Source organism: Mycolicibacterium smegmatis (assembly GCF_001457595.1).
Taxonomy (GTDB): domain Bacteria; phylum Actinomycetota; class Actinomycetes; order Mycobacteriales; family Mycobacteriaceae; genus Mycobacterium; species Mycobacterium smegmatis.
On the sequence record NZ_LN831039.1, the window covers coordinates 1,928,452 to 1,945,277 of the forward strand.

Here is a 16,826-nt window from a genome sequence, read left to right on the forward strand (position 1 = left end):
ATTCACCCGCCGGGACGCAGCCCCGGCGGGTGCCGCTCGAAGCCGCCGCGCAGCATGACGCGATCGGCAGTTATGCGGGCGATGTCGGCCCACTCGACCACGAACGTCCCGCGGTGGCGCCAGCGCGCGATCGCGGCGATCACGGCAGGCGCGTTGATGCCGGTGCGCTCGTATCCCAGGTATGACGACCTCGTGTGGGGGCTGACGACCAGCCCGGCGAGCCGTGGTGCCGGAGGATTCTCGGTCGCCGAGCCCGCTACCGTGAGCCGCACGTCGATGACTGTTCCGACGCGGTGATGTCCCGCGTCCGTGACCATGAGCCCCAGCAGATCACTCAGCTGCATGGCGGCCGCCCGGTATGCGGGAGACGATGTGGTCGCGCAGCCAGTGTTCCACCCATTGCGCGTCGAAGTTCAGGTCGGTGGGGCGCAGCTGCAATGTGACGCCGATCGAGGCGACCACATCCCACGGGATCTCGTGCAGCAGGGACCGCGGCGGTGCTCCGCCGAGAATCCGGGTGATCACCACCTGGCCGGTCAGCAGCGAGGTGACGCGAGGCGCCGGAGTTCCGGCCGCGATCGGTTTGTCGATCTCGATGCCGTCGAGTTCGAGGTCGTCGACGATGCCCACCGGTGCTCCGTCGTCGTCGATCAATTGACGGTCCAGCAGGTGCAGGCGTGCATCCAGCGTCGTCCGGTGGGTCCGGCCACGGGTTGAGGAGCCGCTCACCGTCCGGCTCCCGTCACGATCATGAGCGGTATCGCGGCCAGCGAAGCCGCGAGGATGATCACCAGATAGACAGAGCCGAACATGTTGGTCACCTTTCCGTTCGTGTTCTCGCCCATGTATTCCGGATCGTTGGCGACGATGAGGATGGGCAGATAGGTCAAGGGCAGGGCGATCGCCGAGAACACCACCGAGTACTCGGTCACCAGAACCGGGTCGACGCCGGTGAACAGCACGGCGGCGCCCACCACGATGCTGACGAACATCACCACATGGAACCGCGCGGCCTGGGCGGGCCTGCGGAACTTGCCCCATGGCCAGCCGAGGAACTGAGCGAGTGTGTATCCGCTCGACAGTGTGGTCTCCAGCGCCGCACCGAAAGTCGCCGCGACGATACCGATGACCGCGAACGCGAGCGCGAGCTTGCCGCCGGCCTCGACGACGGGCATCACCACCTGTGACAGGGAGGTCACCTCGATCTGCTGGGGTAACAAAACCAGCGTGGCGCATGTGGCGATCGCGATGGACAGCAGCCCGCCGAGCGGGAAGCCCACCATGACGTTCATCCGGGAGACGCCGAGATCCTTGGTGGTCCAATGTTCTTCGACGGCGCCCGAGGAGAAGAAGAACACCTCGTACGGAGTCATCGCCGCGCCGAAGAGCGCGATCGCGTAGTACCAGTAGGTTGCCGCGGATTCCGATTCGGGGATCGCCGGCTGTACGGCCTGACCCGCGAGGTCGCCCCAGTTCGGTTGCAGCGCGAAGACACTGACGGCGAACACGATCAGGCACAGACCCAGGATCCCGGCGGCGTTCTCCATGACGGTGAACTTGACGCGCCAGACCACCAGCCACACCGCGAACGCCGCAACCGGTATCCACATCATCGTGCCCACGTCGGTGGCGAGTTGCAGCGCCAGGGCGACGCCGCCGATCTCGGCCGTCAGCGTCATGAGGTTGATGAAGAACGAGGCGCCGAGGTTGGCGGCGGCCGTGCGCGGGCCGAGGCGTTCACGGATGATCTCGAACGTGGCGCGGCCACTGACCGCGGCCACCCGTCCGGCCATCTGCGCGAACAGGCAGATGCCGACAACGCCGACCACCACCACCCACACGAGTGCCAGCCCGAAGCGCGAGCCGACCACGGCATTGGTGACCAGGTCGCCGATGTCGAGGAAGCCGCCGATCGCGGTCAGGATGCCGAGTGCGACCGCGAAGAACTTCTTCATCAGCGGTACCCGGTCTCGAGCGCGTCGGCCGCGGCCAGCAGATCGTCACGCAGGCGGGGCAGCGGAGGTTCGGCCGTGATCTCACGGACGCGGGCCGAGGCCGTGTTGAGCCGGCCGATGATGTCGGTCATGGACGCGGTGAGCAACCGCTGCCGACCGATGTCCGCCGCGTCTTCGGCTTCAAGATCGGCAATGCCCTTGTACGCCTTGAGAACTTCGTCCCTGGCGTCGGAGACCTGCACATTGGCCAACTGTCTCGATGTGCGATCGCGGATCCGCAGGTCCAGCGCGTAGGCGCCGCTGCGGGCCGCGGCCACCGTTTCCTCCATGGCCTGCGCGAGCCGGCCCGGCATACCGTCGCGATTGCTCGGGCAGCGTGTCAGCAGCAGGCCCAGCGCGATGATCATCAACCCGGTCAGCAACACCGTCCGGAGGTGACGTCGTCTGTCATCGACGCCGGCCATGATGCGTCGGCTTCGGCTCAGCCCGGAAGGGTTTCGCCACCCAGCGGCGCGAGTACCTCGCCGGTGTAGTACGACGACAGTTGGTCGGCGGCGAAGAAGACGTACGACGGTGCGATCTCGTCGGGTTGGGCCGCGCGGTTGTACGGCGTTTGCTCTCCGAACGACTCGACGCGGTCGGAATCCATGGTGGCAGGGATCAGCGGGGTCCAAACCGGCCCCGGCGCAACGCAGTTCACCCGGATTCGACGCTCGGTCAGTGACTGGGCCAGTGCATAGGTGAGTGCGATGACCGCGCCCTTGGTTGCCGAGTAGTCGATCAAGGTCTTGTTGCCGCGAAGTCCGTTGATGGAGGCGGTGTTGATGATCGCGCCGCCGTCGGGGAGGTAGTCGAGCGCAGCCTTGGTGACGTAGAAGAAGCTGTCGATGTTCACCGCGAACGTGTGCCGCCACTGTTCGTCGCTGATATCGGTGAACTCCTCGGTGGGACGTTGGTACGCAACGTTGTTGACCAGGATGTCGATACCGCCCAGCGCTCCGGCGGTGCGCGTGACGATCGCCCTGCACTGCTCGACCTCGGCGAGATCGCCGGGCAGTCGCAGACAGCGACGGCCGGTGCGCTCCACCAGCGAAGCGGTGTGGGTGGCGTCGTCGTGCTCCTCCAGGTACGCGATCGCGACGTCTGCGCCTTCCTTGGCGAATGCCACCGCGACCGCACGCCCGATCCCCGAGTCACCACCCGTGATCAACGCGCGCTTGCCCTCGAGGAGACCCCGGCCGACATAGTCGGCCATCTCGTCGTGCGGATCGTCGTCCATGTCCTCGGTATGGCCGGGATAGGGGATCACGTTGTGCTGATCGTTGAGATCTTGATCTGCGCCGGGTTTGTCGGATTCGAAAGATTCCATGGGTATTTCGCCTACCTAGCTATCGCGGGGGTCATCGGGGTCGAGGTCGACGGTTTCGCGTTGCTCCTGCCAGTCACCGTCGCCGGCCTCCAGCGGAGGGCCGTCGGGGTCGGACACCGAGTTCTCGTCGCTCTCGCCGATGAGCGGCCGGACGGCAGGTTGATCTTGTTCGACAGCGTCTGCGACAGGTACCTCGTCGGGTACGTCCTGGTGTTCCATGGCCGGGCGGATACCCGAGAAGTTCTCGATCAAACTCTTCGAGTGTTTAAGAGTGCAGTGCCCGGGTACGCCCGGTCTCATGACTTCAGACCGGTTGCGGTCGATCTTGGCTTGGCATGTGCACGGTTCCTGGATGGAATCGTTCGTTTCGGGCGGCCACCGTTATCTGATCCCGCTCAACGCGGCGGGCGACGCACACGGGCGTGGCCTGTGCGGTCGTAATTGGCCTGCCGCGCAATAAGTCTCACTCGATCGCCTGCGTGAGGAAGACGTCGACCTCGTGGTCCTGCAGCGGCCCGAGGAGATCGAACTGGTCGAACGATTTCTCGGTCGGCGTCCCGGAATGGACATTCCCGCGGTGTATGTCGAGCACAATGCGCCACGGCCCTACGCCGTGGATGCTGTGCATCCGCTTGCGGAACGCTGTGACATCCCTGTGGTGCACGTGACCGATTACAACCGCTTGATGTGGGACACCGGCATCGCACCGACGCGCGTGATCACGCACGGAATCGCCGATCCCGGCAACCTTTTCAGCCCGGAGATCGGTGCCGCGGCGACGATGATCAACGAACCGATACGGCGCTGGCGAACAGTCGGGACCGATCTGCTCGCGAAACTGAGCACGCACGTTCCCATCGACGTCTGGGGCATCGGGAGCGCGGAGCTCAACATCGACGGCCGGCTCGGGGCGGTGCGGGGACGCGGCGACGTGGGACATCCACAGGTGCTGCACGAAATCGCGAGACGGCACGTCTATGTGCACACGGCGCGGTGGACCTCACTGGGGCTGTCCCTGCTCGAGGCGATGTTCGTCGGCATGCCGATCGTCGCCGTCGGTACCACGCAGGTGCCGATGGTGGTGCCTGCGGACGCGGGTGTGGTGAGCGCGGATGTCGAGGAGCTGGGATCCGCACTCCGGAGATATGTGAACGACCCGTCCGCGGCGGCTGTTGCGGGCAAAGCGGCCCGTGAATACGCACTGGTCCATTTCGGCCTCCACCGGTTCCTCACCGACTGGGACCGTCTGATCGCCGAATTCTGCCGGTGACTTCGAGGAGTGGTGAATGAAGATTGCGATGGTATCTGAGCACGCCAGCCCGCTCGCGGCTCTCGGCGGCGTCGACGCAGGAGGTCAAAATGTACACGTTGCCGAGCTGTCGGCGGCGTTGAGCCGCCGTGGCCATGAGGTGGCGGTCTACACCAGACGCGATGACCCGGATCTGCCCGAGCGCATCGTCACCCCCGACGGGTACAGCGTCCATCACGTGCCTGCCGGGCCGGCGGAGCCCATACCCAAAGACGAATTGCTGCAATACATGGGGGATTCGCGCGGTACCTCGACCGGTGCTGGTCGGCCGACCGGCCGGACGTCGTGCACGCCCACTTCTGGATGTCCGGCGTCGCCACCCAGCTCGCGGCACGCCACCTCAACCTGCCCGCCGTCCAGACTTTCCACGCCCTGGGCGTCGTGAAACGGCGTTACCAGGGCGCCAAGGACACCAGCCCGCCCGACCGGTTGAAGTTGGAGGCGATGGTCGCACGCTGCGCCACGTGGGTTGCCGCGACGTGCACCGACGAGGTTTTCGAGCTCATGAGGCTGGGCCGGTCGCGTTCGCAGACGTCGGTCGTTCCATGCGGTGTCGATGTCGAGCTGTTCCGGCCCGACGGGCCGAAAGCCCCCCGCGGAGAGCTGCATCGAATCGTCAGTGTCGGGAGATTCGTGCCGCGCAAGGGTTTCGACGTGGTCATCCGAGCACTGCCGAGCGTTCCCGGCGCCGAACTGGTCATCGTCGGTGGACCGGACCGGGCCGGCCTCGACAGCGACCCTGAAGCGTGCCGACTGCGCGAACTGGCGCGCCAACTCGGGGTCGGCGACCGGGTGAAGATGTACGGAGCGGTGGCTCGAAAGGACATGCCTGCCGTATTGCGCTCGGCCGATGTGGTCGCGTGCACTCCCTGGTACGAACCATTCGGGATCGTGCCGCTGGAGGCGATGGCGTGCGGAGCACCGGTGGTGGCTTCCGCCGTCGGCGGGATGCTCGACACCGTCGTACACGACGTGACCGGCCGCCTGGTGACACCCAAGCGGCCGGACCGGGTGGCCGAGGCGCTCAACGGTCTGCTGCGCGATGAGTTCCTGCGGCAGAGCCTGGGCGCTGCGGGGCGCGACCGCGCCCGGTCGCGCTACACCTGGGACCGCATCGCCGCGGACACCCTGCGAATCTACGACCGCATCGGACCGTCGGGCTACCAGCGGTCCGATGCGCCGAGCGCGTCGCTGGGGTGAGCGTGTCAGCGCTGACGGTCGCGCTCCAGAACGGCGAGCGCACTTTCGACAGACGACGGCAGTCGCCTGCGGTGGGTGATCACCGCGGGCAGACGCAGCACTGCCTCGACCGCCGCACGCGCGTGCTCGGTGTCGTGTGCGGCCGCCCGCAGCAGCGACGCGGTGGCCTCGACACAGTTCCGCGCGGGTCTGCGCAGCCAGGTGGTGAGCACGTCGTTACGCAGACTGCGAGCGTCCTGCGCCGCGGTGGTCGGCCGCTGCTGCGACGGTTGGTGGATGGCCGTCAGCTCGGCGCAGTAACACAGATCCCAGCCCAGCGCAGCCAGATCCAGTGCGAGCAGTCGCTCCTCGCCGCGGAAGTGCAGGATCTCACTGAATCCGCCCGCGGCCTCGAACGCCGTTTTCCTGACCATTGCCGAACACGCGAGGAACCCCAGGATCGAGGGACCCGGCAGGTCGTGGCGGTGTCCCAGGGCGCTGTTGGCCAACTGCTCGACGAGAGGATCCTCGCGGCGCTGCGGCCACACCTCGGTGCGGCCCGCGAGGACCGCGAGCGTGGGATACCGGTCGAACATCTGCGCGCCGCGTGCCGGAGCCTGCGGTTCCCACCACGAATCGTCGTCACAGAAGGCGACGTAGGGTGTGCGGCACGCCGCGACGCCGACGTTGCGCCCGACCGCGCCGAGATTCGACGAGAGCCCCATCACCGCGACGCGGCCCGCCGACCGGGCGGCGACACGACCCACCACCTTCACCGAGTCGTCATCGGACCCGTTGTCCACCACGATGATCGGGCAGGCAGTGGTATCCAGAAGGCGCTGCACCACGCGGGAGAGTTCCGGTGCGCGGTTCCGGCTCGCGATCACGAACGACATCTTCTGCTGCAACGCACTCTCATCCATAACCCCGCGAGCTACCCGCGACGACGATCGGTAAACCGCTGTGCATGAAATGAAGCGTGTCCTGGTCACCGGAGGAGGCGGATTCCTCGGCGGCCATCTGTGCGAACGGCTGCTCGACGGCGGCCTCGAAGTGTTCTGTGTCGACGACCTGTCGACGAGCGCCCCGAGCACCGTCGACCTCCTGAGCGGACGAAGCGGGTACACCTTCGTCCACCACGACATCAGCGCCCCGCTGACGGACGTGCCCGTTGTGGACACCGTGTTCCATCTGGCATCACCGGCCTCACCGGTGGATTACCAACGCATGCCGGTACAGACCCTGCGCACCGGTTCACTCGGCACCGCCAATGCGCTGGATTTCGCCGAACGCTGCGGCGCCCGCTTGATCCTGACCTCCACCAGTGAGATCTATGGCGATCCCTTGGAACATCCGCAGCGCGAAACCTATTGGGGTAACGTCAATCCTGTTGGGCTGCGGAGCGTCTACGACGAGGCCAAGCGGTTCGCCGAAGCGTTGACTTTCGCATACCAACGCGCCAGGGACGCCGACATCGGAGTCGCGCGGCTCTTCAACACCTACGGGCCGCGGATGCGTGGCGACGACGGGCGCGTCGTGCCGACGTTCTGCCGGCAGGCACTGTGCGGGGAACCGATCACGGTGCACGGCACGGGACGGCAGACCCGCTCACTGTGCTACGTCGACGACACGGTCGACGCATTGATCGCGCTCGCAGAATCCGATTGCACGGGACCACTCAACATAGGCAATCCCCACGAGATGACGGTGTTGGAGATCGCCGAGACCGTGCGTGAGCTGGCGGGCAGTGCGTCGTCCATCGAGTTCCTGCCCCTCGGTGAGGACGACCCGCAACGACGGTGCCCCGACATCACCGCCGCCAGAGAACAACTCGGCTGGCAACCCAAGATCGGATGCCGCGAAGGGCTTGCGAGAACGCTCAAATGGTTTTCTGTGCAACAACATTAGGAGATGGACGTGCGGATTCTGGGAATCAATGCGGTGTTCCACGACCCGGCCGCCGCGCTGGTCGTCGACGGCCACATCGTCGCAGCCGCCGAAGAGGAACGGTTCAGCAGGCGTAAACACGGCAAGGAGGCAGTCGCGTTCTCGACGTGGGAACTCCCCGTACAGGCGGCGCGTTGGTGCCTTGAACAGGCCGGCCTGTCGCCATCGGATCTCGATGCTGTTGGGTACTCCTATGATCCCCGGCTGATGCAGGGGCAGGGCACCGACCTCGCGGGCCTTGACCGTGACTGGGAGTACCTGCGAACGCTGTATGCCGAACGGGCGCCGCGCTTCCTGCAATCCGCCCTGCCGGGACTCGATCCCGATGTGGTGCGGTATGTCCGGCACCATGTGGCGCACGCCGCCTCGAGTGCGCTGGCCTCACCCCACCCCGATTGCGCGGTGCTGGTGGTCGACGGCCGCGGTGAGCGGACATCCATGCTCATGGGGGATTACACCGACAACAAACTCGACATCCTGGCCACGCAGGACCTGCCGCATTCCCTAGGCCTCCTGTACGAGGACCTGACGCAGCATCTGGGCTTCAAACGGTCCAGCGACGAGTACAAAGTCATGGCGATGGCGTCCTACGGCAGGCCACGTTTCGTCGACGAATTCCGGGAACTCGTCCGCGCCACCGGTGACGGTGGTTTCCGCACCGAACCGGTGGACTGGGATCGGTATGGCACGGAGTGGGATGACCGTGTCGACCTCGCGTGCAGCGTCCAGTGCGTCGTCGAGGAGGTCCTGCTCGATTTGGTGCAGTGGCTGCGCGCCCGCACCGACCATGAAAATCTCTGTCTCGCCGGTGGAGTCGCCCTCAATTGCGTGGCGAACTCCAAGCTTTACAACAGCGGAGGTTTCCGCAGCGTGTGGGTGCAACCGGCGGCGGGGGACTCGGGTACGGCGCTCGGGGCGGCGCTGTCGCTGGCCGCCGAGGCCGGCGAACCGATCACACCGATGCCGACGGCTGCGCTCGGCCGGGGCTTCTCCGACGACGAGATCGAGGCGGTGCTCACCGAAGCCGCTGTGCCGTTCGAACGTCCACGCGACTTCGCCGCCGCCGTAGGTGACGCACTGGCCGAGGATCGGATCGTCGGATGGTTCCAGGGACGGTCCGAGTTCGGGCCGAGGGCGCTGGGCCGCCGGTCGCTGCTGGCCGACCCGCGTCGCGCGGAGAACCTCGACCGTCTCAACGCTGTGAAGGGCCGTGAGCAGTTCCGCCCCGTGGCACCCATGGTGCTCGCCGAGTGCGCCGCCGAGATCTTCTCCGGGGGACCGCTTCCCAGCCCGTACATGCTGTTCGTCCACGACGTGGCCCCACAGTGGCGGGCACAAATCCCCGCGGTCACCCACGTCGACAACACGGCGCGCATACAGACCGTCGACAACGACGATGCGCTGCTGCACGCCACGATCAGCAGATTCGCCGAACGCACCGGTGTGCCGGTGATCGTCAACACCAGTTTCAACACCGCGGGCCGACCCATGGTCGACACTCCACGCGACGCCCTGGAATGCTTCGGCAGCGCACCCATCGACGTGCTCGCGATCGGCCCGTTCCTCGTACGGAGGCCTCGTTGAGCTCGACCGGTCCGGACTTCGCTGTCGTCATCCCCACCATCGGACGGCCCACCCTGCAGCGCCTGATCGCGGCTCTGGAGAGGGATCTGGTGAACACTCCTGGTGTCACACCGCAGGCGGTGATCATCGTCGACGACCGGGCGGAAGCTGTTCCACCCCTGCTGATCACGTCGGAGCTTCCGATCACCGTGGTGCGCAGCGGAGGCCGCGGGCCCGCCGCTGCGCGTAATGCCGGGTGGCGCCGTGCCGACGCCCGCTGGATCTGCTTCCTCGACGACGACGTGCGCCCTGATCCCGGTTGGGCCGCGGCGCTCGCGGAGGATCTCGCGGCCGCCGACGCCACCGGGGCCGTCGGCTCGCAGGCGATCATCGGTGTTCCGGTCCGGCCCGGGCGACGCGTCTCCGACGACGAGCGGCGAACGCAGCGGCTTGAGACCGCGCAGTGGATCACCGCCGACATGGCGTATCGCAGATCCGCGCTGGTCGAGGTCGGCGGGTTCGACGAGCGCTTTCCCCGCGCCTACCGCGAGGATTCCGATCTGGGGCTTCGGATCACGTTGTCGGGGAAGGCCATCGTGCAGGGTGGTCGCCGCTCGACACATCCCGTGGCACGGGCGAGGTGGGCAAGCAGCGTGCGTGCACAGGTCGGCAATCGAGACGATGCCCTGTTGCACCGCAAGTACGGCAAGGGCTGGCGACCGGCCATCGGTGAGGGCCGGGGCCGCCTGTCCGCGCACATCGCGACGACCGTGGCGGCCTGCACCGCGCTCGCCGCGCGCGACCGCCAGGTGTCGCGGTGGGGCCGCATAGCGTGGTGCGCCCTGACCGCCGATTTCGCGCTGCGCCGGTTCCTGTCCGGGCAACGCACGGTCGGCGAAGCGGCGCGGATGTTGGTGACCAGCATCCTGATCCCACCGGTAGCGGTGTATCACCGCCTGCGCGGGGAGTGGGACCACCGTGCCGCACGTCGTGATCCACCGCTCGCGGTGCTTCTGGACCGGGACGACACGATCATCGAGGACGTCCCGTATCTCAACGATCCCGGCGGTGTCGTTCCGGTGGCCGGGGCCGACGACGCGTTGAACAGCCTGCGCGCCAACGGGATACTGCTCGCGGTGGTGACGAATCAGTCCGGGGTCGCAAAAGGGCTGATCGACACGGACCAGTTGGCCGAGGTCAACGCGCGCGTCGACGAACTGCTCGGGCCGTTCGACACCTGGCAGATCTGTGTGCACGACGCAGGCGACGGGTGTGAATGCCGCAAACCCCGGCCCGGCATGGTGCTGGCCGCCGCCGAGGCGCTCGGTGTACCTCCCGACCGCTGCGTGCTGATCGGCGACACCGGAGGCGACGTGCAAGCCGCACTGGCTGCCCGCGCCCGAGCGGTCCTGGTGCCCACCGGGAAAACCTTGCCGCACGAGGTTTCACATGCGCGTGAGCGGGCACGCGTGGCGTCGACGTTGACCGAGGCGGTGGCGATGGTGCTCAAGGAGGCCCGATGACCCGAGCGGTGGTGGCGCGACTCGACAGTGCCGGTGATGTGCTGATCACCGGTCCTGCGGTACGGGCCGTCGCGGCGGCCCACGACTCGGTGACGTTCCTGGCCGGTCCGCGAGGCCGCGCCGCGGCCGAGATGCTGCCCGGTGTCGACGATGTCATCGAGTGGCAGGCACCATGGGTGGACTTCGACTCCCCCGAGCTCACCGCCGGTCATGTGGAGGCGCTGGTCAAGCAGCTAAGCGATCTGACGCCCGAGCGTGCGCTGATCTGCACGTCATTTCACCAGTCGCCGCTGCCCTTGGCGCTGCTGTTCCGAATGGCCGGGGTGCCATGGATCGGCGCCATCAGCGAGGACTATCCGGGAACTCTGCTGAACCTGCGACACCACGTCGAGCCGGGCGTACCGGAACCGGAACGCGCGTTGTCCCTCGCGCGGGCAGCCGGATTCGACCTACCCGCCGGCGACGACGGGTCACTGCGGGTGCGCACGGCACCCGGGCTGCCACGTGAGCTCGCCGATCGGATCGGACCCGACCCATTCGTGGTGTTCCACCCCGGTGCCGCGGTTCCGGCGCGCAGGCCCACCGCCTCACGCAGCGCACGCATGGTCCGCGCGCTGCACGCGGCAGGCCATCGGGTGGTGGTCACCGGGGACGACCGCGAACGGGATCTGACAGCCGCGGTCGCAGGCGATGTCGCGGTCGACCTCGGTGGCGCCACGACGCTCACCACGCTGGGCACGGTCTTCGCGCACGCCGAGACGGTCGTCGTACCGAACACCGGGCCGGCGCATCTGGCGGCCGCGGTCGGCGCCCCGATCGTCTCACTGTTCGCGCCGGTGGTGCCGGCATCGCAGTGGAGCCCATACGCGCGCAACGTCATCCGGCTCGGTGACCAGAATGCGCCGTGCCGTCAGACCCGTGCCCGCGAGTGCCCGGTGCCCGGCCATCCGTGCCTGGACGGCATCACCGACACCCAACTGGTGGACGCGGTCGAACGACTGGGAGGGAGACCACGATGAAAGAAGCGGTGGGCAAGGTGATCAACCCCACATCAACTGCCTCGGCAGGGATAGGCCCGATCGGGGACCACGTCGCCGCACTCGGACACGCGGTCGGTCGAATCGACTGCGAGACCCCGCGCCTGACCCGGTGGGGCAGACACCTCGCGCAGATCCTCACCGGCGGAGGCCGATTACTGGCCTGCGGTAACGGCGGCAGCGCCGCGGAGGCCCAGCACCTGACCGCCGAACTCGTCGGACGGTTCCGTGACGAACGGGTCCCGTTGTCGGCCATCGCGTTACACGCCGACACGTCGGCGCTCACCGCGATCTGCAACGACTACGGCGCCGAAGAGATCTTCGCCCGCGGCGTACACGCGCACGGCCGCCCAGGCGATGTGCTGGTGGCCCTGTCGACCAGCGGAACCAGCCCGAACGTGCTCGCGGCGGTCAAGGCCGCCCACGCCGAAGGGCTCACCACGTGGGCCATGACCGGGCCCGCACCCAACCCGCTGGCGGCGATGTGCGATGACGCGATCTGTGTCGAGGCGCCCAACACAGCAACCGTGCAGGAGATCCACCTGCTGCTGGTCCATGCGTTGTGTATCGCGCTCGACGGCGTATTGCCCATGAGCGGAGGGGTTTTGGGGGTGCGTGATGCGCGGTGACCCGCTTGTGATCGTCGGGGACTGCATGCTCGACGTGGATGTCGAAGGAACCGCGACACGGCTCAGTCCCGAGGCGCCGGTGCCCGTGGTGGACGCCCAGCGGGTCTGGCACCGACCGGGCGGGGCGGGCCTGGCGGCCATGCTCGCCGCGCGAGGCGAACCGGACGTCGTGCTGGTCACCGCGCTCGCCGACGACGAGGACGGCCGTCGCCTTCGCGGCCTGCTGGAGCGCGCGGGCGTCGCGGTGGTCTCACTGCCGCTGAAGGGAACCACGGTGTGCAAGACCAGGATCCGTGCGGTCGGACAGTCGATGCTGCGTCTGGACCACGGTGACGGCACGGCCGCCGACGACGAGCTTCCCGCTCAGGACGCGGGTGCTGCACCAGGCGCGGGCGATATGCGTCGCCGACTACGGCCGCGGCGTCACGGCGCACGCCGGTATCCGCGGAATCCTCGGCGACGTTGCCGCGCGGGTGCCGGTGGTGTGGGATCCCCATCCGCGCGGTGCGCCACCGGTGCCGGGATGCCGGCTCGTGACCCCCAACGAGGCCGAGGCGCAGGGTCGCTCGGCCGAGACGATGCGCGAACAGTGGCAGGCCGACGCCGTGTGTGTGACCCTCGGCTCACGGGGAGCGATGGTCGCCACGGAGGACGACGGCACGGTGCTGGTGGCGGTGCCCAGCACCGTGATGGCCGCATCGGGACGATCCGACACGTGCGGCGCGGGCGATCGCTTCGCCGTCGCTGCCACGCTCGCACTCGCCGACGGGCATGCCGTCGTGCCCGTGGTCACCGCGGCCGTCGAGGCCGCCGGCAGGTTCGTGGCCGCAGGGGGTGCGGTGGGGGTGTCGAGTCCGGCCGAGTGCGGCGGATACCGGGGCGCCGCGGGAGAAGCGACCGCGGTCATCGGGGACGTGACCGAGATACGAGATCGCTTGCGCAGCAGGGGCGGACGTCTCGTGGCCACGGGAGGCTGTTTCGACCTGCTCCACACCGGCCATGTGCGGCTGCTGCACCAGGCGCGCCAACTGGGCGACGCCCTCGTGGTGCTGGTGAATTCGGACTCGTCGGTGCGGGCGCTGAAAGGTCCTGACCGCCCGGTGATGGCCGACGTGGACCGTGCGCGGGTCCTCGCGGCACTGGCGTGCGTGGATGCCGTGGTGATCTTCGACGAGTCCTCACCCGAACAACAGTTGGAGCGCCTGCGTCCCGACGTGTGGGTCAAAGGTGGTGACTACACCGAGGCCGATCTGCCGGAGGCCGCAGTCGTACGCCGCCACGGTGGGGAAGTTGTCCTGCTGCCCACAGTGGCGGGCTATTCATCGTCGAATCTGATCGCAGCGATGCGGTCATGACAAGAGGGGGAGTCACATGAACACGAACATCGGGAACGTGATCATCACCGGCGGCGCGTCGGGTCTGGGTGCTGCCACCGTCGAAGCCGTTGTCCGACAGGGGGGTACACCACTCGTCCTGGACCGGAACACGCCCGCGGCGGACGTGCCGTACCGCTGTGTCGACCTGGCCGACACCGGGGCTGTCGAGACCGCGGTCGCCGCACTGGCCGACCAGGTAGGCGGTGTGGTCAACGGTGTGTTCACCGCCGGGGGCACCGACGCGTGCGGCAAGCTCGCCGATGTCCCGGTCAAGGACTGGGAGCGGGTGATCCACGTGAACCTTCTGGGAACCGTGGCGGTGGTCCGCGCGGCGCTGCCCTACCTCAGATCGAGTGGGGGACGCATCGTCACGTGCGCTTCGACGCTGGGCGTCAAGGCCGTGAGCGACGCCACCGCCTACTGCGCGTCGAAGTTCGGCGTCGTGGGTTTCAGCCGCGCGCTGGCCGCCGAACTCGCGGGCGAGGTGGGCGTCACGTTGTTGATCCCCGGCGGGATGCACACAGCGTTCTTCGACGGACGGGACGAGCAGTACAAGCCGCCGGCGGATGCCAAGCTCAACGATCCGGCGAACGTGGCCCAGACGGTGCTGTTCGCGCTCTCCCAGCCCGCCGGGTGTGAGATCCGGGAACTGGTCGTCTGCGCATCCACCGAATCATCATGGCCGTGACCTCACCGGGAACCCAGTGGAATTCGTCCGTCGAGCACGTGCTCGTGCTGCGGGCGCTGGGACTCGGTGACCTGCTGACGGGCATACCCGCGCTGCGCGGCCTGCGCCGTGCCTTTCCCGGCGCCGTCGTCACGCTGGCCGCCCCGCAGCGGTTCGCCGATCTGGCCATGCTCTCCGGCGCGGTGACCGAGGTCCGGCCCACCGACGGACTGGGGCGGCTGCGGCCCGGGCCCCGGCCGCCGGATCTCGCGGTCAACCTGCACGGCAGCGGGCCGCAGAGCACGGCGGATCTGCTGGCGCTGCGACCCCGGACATTGCTCACCCACCGCCATCCTGAGTATCAGGATGTGTCCGGCCCGCCGTGGCGTACCGATCTACACGAGGTGGATCGCTGGTGTCATCTTCTGCAGTGGTACGGCATCGACTGCGATGCAGAGGATCTCGCGTTGCCCAGACCCGCGGGGTATGACGACTTCTCCGGGGTGGTGGTGATCCATCCCGGTGCGGCGTACCCGGCGCGCAGGTGGCCGGTCGAGCGGTTCGCCGCGGTCGCGGGCGCTCTGCGCGCTGCCGGTCACGATGTGGTGGTCACCGGCGACGCGAGCGAGGAAGACCTCGCACGTTCGGTCGTCGAGCTCGCCGGTCTGCCCGAAACCTGCTTGTTCGCAGGCAAGCTCGATGTGCTGGGACTGGTGGCGCTGATCAGCGACTGCCGGCTGTTGGTGTGCGGCGACACCGGGGTCGGCCACGTCGCGACGGCCACGGGTACGCCTTCGGTGCTGTTGTTCGGGCCCACCCCGCCCAGCCGTTGGGGCCCGCGCGGGAACGGACCGCACGTGGCGTTGTGGGCCGGCGACCGGGGCGATCCGCACGGCCAGGAACCGCACAGCGGCCTGCTGCTGATCACAGTGCCCCGAGTGCTCGACGCCGCACGAGAACTTCTGGGGGTGCGAGCGTGAAGGTGGGCGTCGTCGGAGTCGGCTACGTGGGATTGACCACCGCGGTCTGCCTCGCCGAGCGCTCCCACGACACCGTGTGCATCGACATCGACGAGAACCGCGTGCGGCAACTGTCCTCCGGCATCACACCGATCGACGAGCCCGGTCTTCCAGAACTGCTCGAGGCCGGACTGCGGCACGCGACGCTGCGATTCAGCAGTGACATCGGGGCGCTCGCCGATCGCCAGGTGGTGTTCGTGTGTGTTCCCACGCCCAGCGGCGACGACGGGTCGGCGGACCTGCGCGCGGTCGACGACGTCGTGGAGGGCGTCGCGCGGGTCGGTGCGGCAGGAGCGGTACTCGCGATGAAGTCGACAGTGCCGGTGGGAACCACGCGCCGGGTCGAAAACCGGCTGCGCGAGGTTGGAATCCACGCGGTGTCCAACCCGGAGTTCCTGCGGGAGAGCCACGCCGTCTACGACTTCCGCCACCCCGACCGGATCCTGATCGGGTCTGATGACGAGGCGGCGGCAGACGTCGTGGCTCGGGTGTACGGCGAGACGGCCCGGGAAACGGCGATGCGCATGAGCCCCGAGAGCGCCGAGCTCGCGAAGTACGCCAGCAACGCATTCTTGGCATTGAAGGTCTCGTATGCCAACTCGCTGGCCCAGCTGTGCGCACATGCCGGTGCAGACATCGGCGACGTCGTGCGGTGCATGGGCGCCGACGTCCGGATCGGACCGCACTTCCTGCAACCGGGCCCGGGGTGGGGCGGATCGTGTCTGCCCAAGGACACCGCGGCGCTGCTGCACACCGGTCGCCGCTACGGCGTCGATCTCCCCGAGGTGTCCTCGGCGTGTGCGACCAACCGCGCGCAGGCCGCTCGGATCATCGCCGTGCTGCAGCGCAACATGTCCGCTCCCATTGCCACCGCGCGTGTGGCGGCACTCGGCCTGACGTTCAAGGCCGGCACGTGCGACATCCGGGACTCGCCCGCGTTGGCGGTGTGCGAGGAGATGGCGCGCGCGGGCGCCCAGATCAACGGTTACGACCCGCGACTGGAGATGATCGACCACGCCGTGCTGCGTCGCTCCTCGGTGGCCGCGGTGGACGACCCCTACCTCGCGACCAAGGACGCCGACGGCATCGTCATCTTCACCGAATGGCCCGAATTCCGCGATCTGAACTGGTCGAGGATCGCCGATCAGGCACCGGGCGCGGTGGTGGTGGACACCCGCAACCTGCTCGACCCCGATTCGGTGAAGGCCCGCGGTCTGACATACCTCGGCAACGGCAGACCCGCGGGGTTCTGA

16 protein-coding genes and 4 pseudogenes are annotated in these 16,826 nt (G+C 68.0%); 13 read left to right on the plus strand and 7 right to left on the minus strand.

Annotated elements, in window-relative coordinates; genetic code table 11:
- Nucleotides 1–2: 2 nt before the first annotated feature.
- From AT701_RS09085 to AT701_RS09110, 6 genes are read right to left on the minus strand one after another with little or no spacing between them, the layout of a single operon-like run.
- Complete coding sequence (locus AT701_RS09085) at nt 3–344, minus strand: hypothetical protein (protein ID WP_003893162.1); 342 nt, start codon at nt 342–344, stop codon at nt 3–5.
- Nucleotides 331–729 carry a hypothetical protein gene (locus AT701_RS09090; RefSeq protein WP_036452888.1) on the minus strand — a complete coding sequence of 133 codons (399 nt, stop codon included), beginning with the start codon at nt 727–729 and terminating at the stop codon, nt 331–333. The genes AT701_RS09085 and AT701_RS09090 overlap by 14 nt, the downstream gene beginning before the upstream one ends.
- On the minus strand, nt 726–1,955 hold the full coding sequence (locus AT701_RS09095; RefSeq protein WP_058125698.1) for an NRAMP family divalent metal transporter: 1,230 nt from the start codon (nt 1,953–1,955) through the stop codon (nt 726–728). The genes AT701_RS09090 and AT701_RS09095 overlap by 4 nt, the downstream gene beginning before the upstream one ends.
- On the minus strand, nt 1,955–2,380 hold the full coding sequence (locus AT701_RS09100) for a hypothetical protein (RefSeq protein ID WP_223495462.1): 426 nt from the start codon (nt 2,378–2,380) through the stop codon (nt 1,955–1,957). The genes AT701_RS09095 and AT701_RS09100 overlap by 1 nt, the downstream gene beginning before the upstream one ends.
- 56 nt (nt 2,381–2,436) lie before the next feature.
- Nucleotides 2,437–3,324: an SDR family oxidoreductase gene (locus AT701_RS09105; protein WP_051065144.1), complete on the minus strand. Its 888-nt coding sequence runs from the start codon at nt 3,322–3,324 to the stop codon at nt 2,437–2,439.
- Between the two features lie 15 nt (nt 3,325–3,339).
- A complete protein-coding gene (locus tag AT701_RS09110; RefSeq protein ID WP_081319431.1) occupies nt 3,340–3,576 on the minus strand; it encodes a hypothetical protein in 237 nt (78 codons plus the stop codon).
- Nucleotides 3,577–3,622: 46 nt separating this feature from the next.
- Here AT701_RS09110 and AT701_RS09115 point away from each other — a divergent pair.
- The 3 pseudogenes from AT701_RS09115 to AT701_RS35940 form a co-directional block, all read left to right on the plus strand.
- Nucleotides 3,623–4,594: pseudogene (locus AT701_RS09115) on the plus strand (glycosyltransferase).
- Nucleotides 4,595–4,622: 28 nt separating this feature from the next.
- Nucleotides 4,623–4,790: pseudogene (locus tag AT701_RS35995) on the plus strand (glycosyltransferase); the annotation flags it as partial.
- 56 nt (nt 4,791–4,846) lie between these two features.
- Nucleotides 4,847–5,833: pseudogene (locus tag AT701_RS35940) on the plus strand (glycosyltransferase); the annotation flags it as partial.
- A 5-nt stretch (nt 5,834–5,838) separates the two neighbouring features.
- Here the strand turns inward: AT701_RS35940 and AT701_RS09125 are convergent.
- Nucleotides 5,839–6,735: a glycosyltransferase family 2 protein gene (locus tag AT701_RS09125; protein WP_080628008.1), complete on the minus strand. Its 897-nt coding sequence runs from the start codon at nt 6,733–6,735 to the stop codon at nt 5,839–5,841.
- Nucleotides 6,736–6,784: 49 nt separating this feature from the next.
- On the opposite strand from AT701_RS09125, the gene AT701_RS09130 reads away from it, so the two are divergent.
- From AT701_RS09130 to AT701_RS09170, 10 genes and pseudogenes are all read left to right on the plus strand, one after another.
- Nucleotides 6,785–7,720 carry an NAD-dependent epimerase/dehydratase family protein gene (locus AT701_RS09130; protein WP_080628009.1) on the plus strand — a complete coding sequence of 312 codons (936 nt, stop codon included), beginning with the start codon at nt 6,785–6,787 and terminating at the stop codon, nt 7,718–7,720.
- A gap of 9 nt (nt 7,721–7,729) precedes the next feature.
- Nucleotides 7,730–9,343: a carbamoyltransferase family protein gene (locus AT701_RS09135; RefSeq protein ID WP_058127581.1), complete on the plus strand. Its 1,614-nt coding sequence runs from the start codon at nt 7,730–7,732 to the stop codon at nt 9,341–9,343.
- Nucleotides 9,340–10,845, plus strand: coding sequence for an HAD-IIIA family hydrolase (locus tag AT701_RS09140; protein WP_058125701.1), 1,506 nt, complete (start codon nt 9,340–9,342; stop codon nt 10,843–10,845). The genes AT701_RS09135 and AT701_RS09140 overlap by 4 nt, the downstream gene beginning before the upstream one ends.
- Nucleotides 10,842–11,864, plus strand: a complete 1,023-nt coding sequence (locus AT701_RS09145) for a glycosyltransferase family 9 protein (protein WP_081319432.1) — start codon at nt 10,842–10,844, stop codon at nt 11,862–11,864. Before AT701_RS09140 ends, AT701_RS09145 begins: the two co-directional genes overlap by 4 nt.
- The gene (locus tag AT701_RS09150; protein ID WP_080628011.1) at nt 11,861–12,511 is read left to right on the plus strand and encodes a D-sedoheptulose-7-phosphate isomerase; all 651 of its coding nucleotides are present in this window, start codon (nt 11,861–11,863) and stop codon (nt 12,509–12,511) included. Before AT701_RS09145 ends, AT701_RS09150 begins: the two co-directional genes overlap by 4 nt.
- A gap of 25 nt (nt 12,512–12,536) precedes the next feature.
- Nucleotides 12,537–12,725: pseudogene (locus tag AT701_RS35665) on the plus strand (D-beta-D-heptose 1-phosphate adenosyltransferase); the annotation flags it as partial.
- Between the two features lie 115 nt (nt 12,726–12,840).
- Entirely contained in the window at nt 12,841–13,866 is a 1,026-nt protein-coding gene (rfaE2, locus tag AT701_RS09155) for a D-glycero-beta-D-manno-heptose 1-phosphate adenylyltransferase (protein WP_223495464.1), read from the plus strand.
- Nucleotides 13,867–13,882: 16 nt separating this feature from the next.
- A complete protein-coding gene (locus tag AT701_RS09160) occupies nt 13,883–14,575 on the plus strand; it encodes an SDR family oxidoreductase (RefSeq protein WP_036452893.1) in 693 nt (230 codons plus the stop codon).
- Complete coding sequence (locus AT701_RS09165; RefSeq protein WP_036452894.1) at nt 14,566–15,534, plus strand: glycosyltransferase family 9 protein; 969 nt, start codon at nt 14,566–14,568, stop codon at nt 15,532–15,534. Before AT701_RS09160 ends, AT701_RS09165 begins: the two co-directional genes overlap by 10 nt.
- Entirely contained in the window at nt 15,531–16,826 is a 1,296-nt protein-coding gene (locus AT701_RS09170) for a UDP-glucose dehydrogenase family protein (protein WP_036452896.1), read from the plus strand. Before AT701_RS09165 ends, AT701_RS09170 begins: the two co-directional genes overlap by 4 nt.

Excerpts from the sequence above, each read along its gene's own strand:
- AT701_RS09145 (WP_081319432.1), top strand. The coding sequence starts at position 10,842 with ATGACCCGAGCGGTGGTGGCGCGACTCGACAGTGCCGGTGATGTGCTG.
- AT701_RS09165 (WP_036452894.1), top strand. The coding sequence starts at position 14,566 with ATGGCCGTGACCTCACCGGGAACCCAGTGGAATTCGTCCGTCGAGCAC.
- AT701_RS09160 (WP_036452893.1), top strand. The coding sequence starts at position 13,883 with ATGAACACGAACATCGGGAACGTGATCATCACCGGCGGCGCGTCGGGT.
- AT701_RS09095 (WP_058125698.1), bottom strand. The coding sequence starts at position 1,955 with ATGAAGAAGTTCTTCGCGGTCGCACTCGGCATCCTGACCGCGATCGGC.
- AT701_RS09130 (WP_080628009.1), top strand. The coding sequence starts at position 6,785 with ATGAAGCGTGTCCTGGTCACCGGAGGAGGCGGATTCCTCGGCGGCCAT.
- AT701_RS09125 (WP_080628008.1), bottom strand. The coding sequence starts at position 6,735 with ATGGATGAGAGTGCGTTGCAGCAGAAGATGTCGTTCGTGATCGCGAGC.
- AT701_RS09085 (WP_003893162.1), bottom strand. The coding sequence starts at position 344 with ATGCAGCTGAGTGATCTGCTGGGGCTCATGGTCACGGACGCGGGACAT.
- AT701_RS09150 (WP_080628011.1), top strand. The coding sequence starts at position 11,861 with ATGAAAGAAGCGGTGGGCAAGGTGATCAACCCCACATCAACTGCCTCG.
- AT701_RS09105 (WP_051065144.1), bottom strand. The coding sequence starts at position 3,324 with ATGGAATCTTTCGAATCCGACAAACCCGGCGCAGATCAAGATCTCAAC.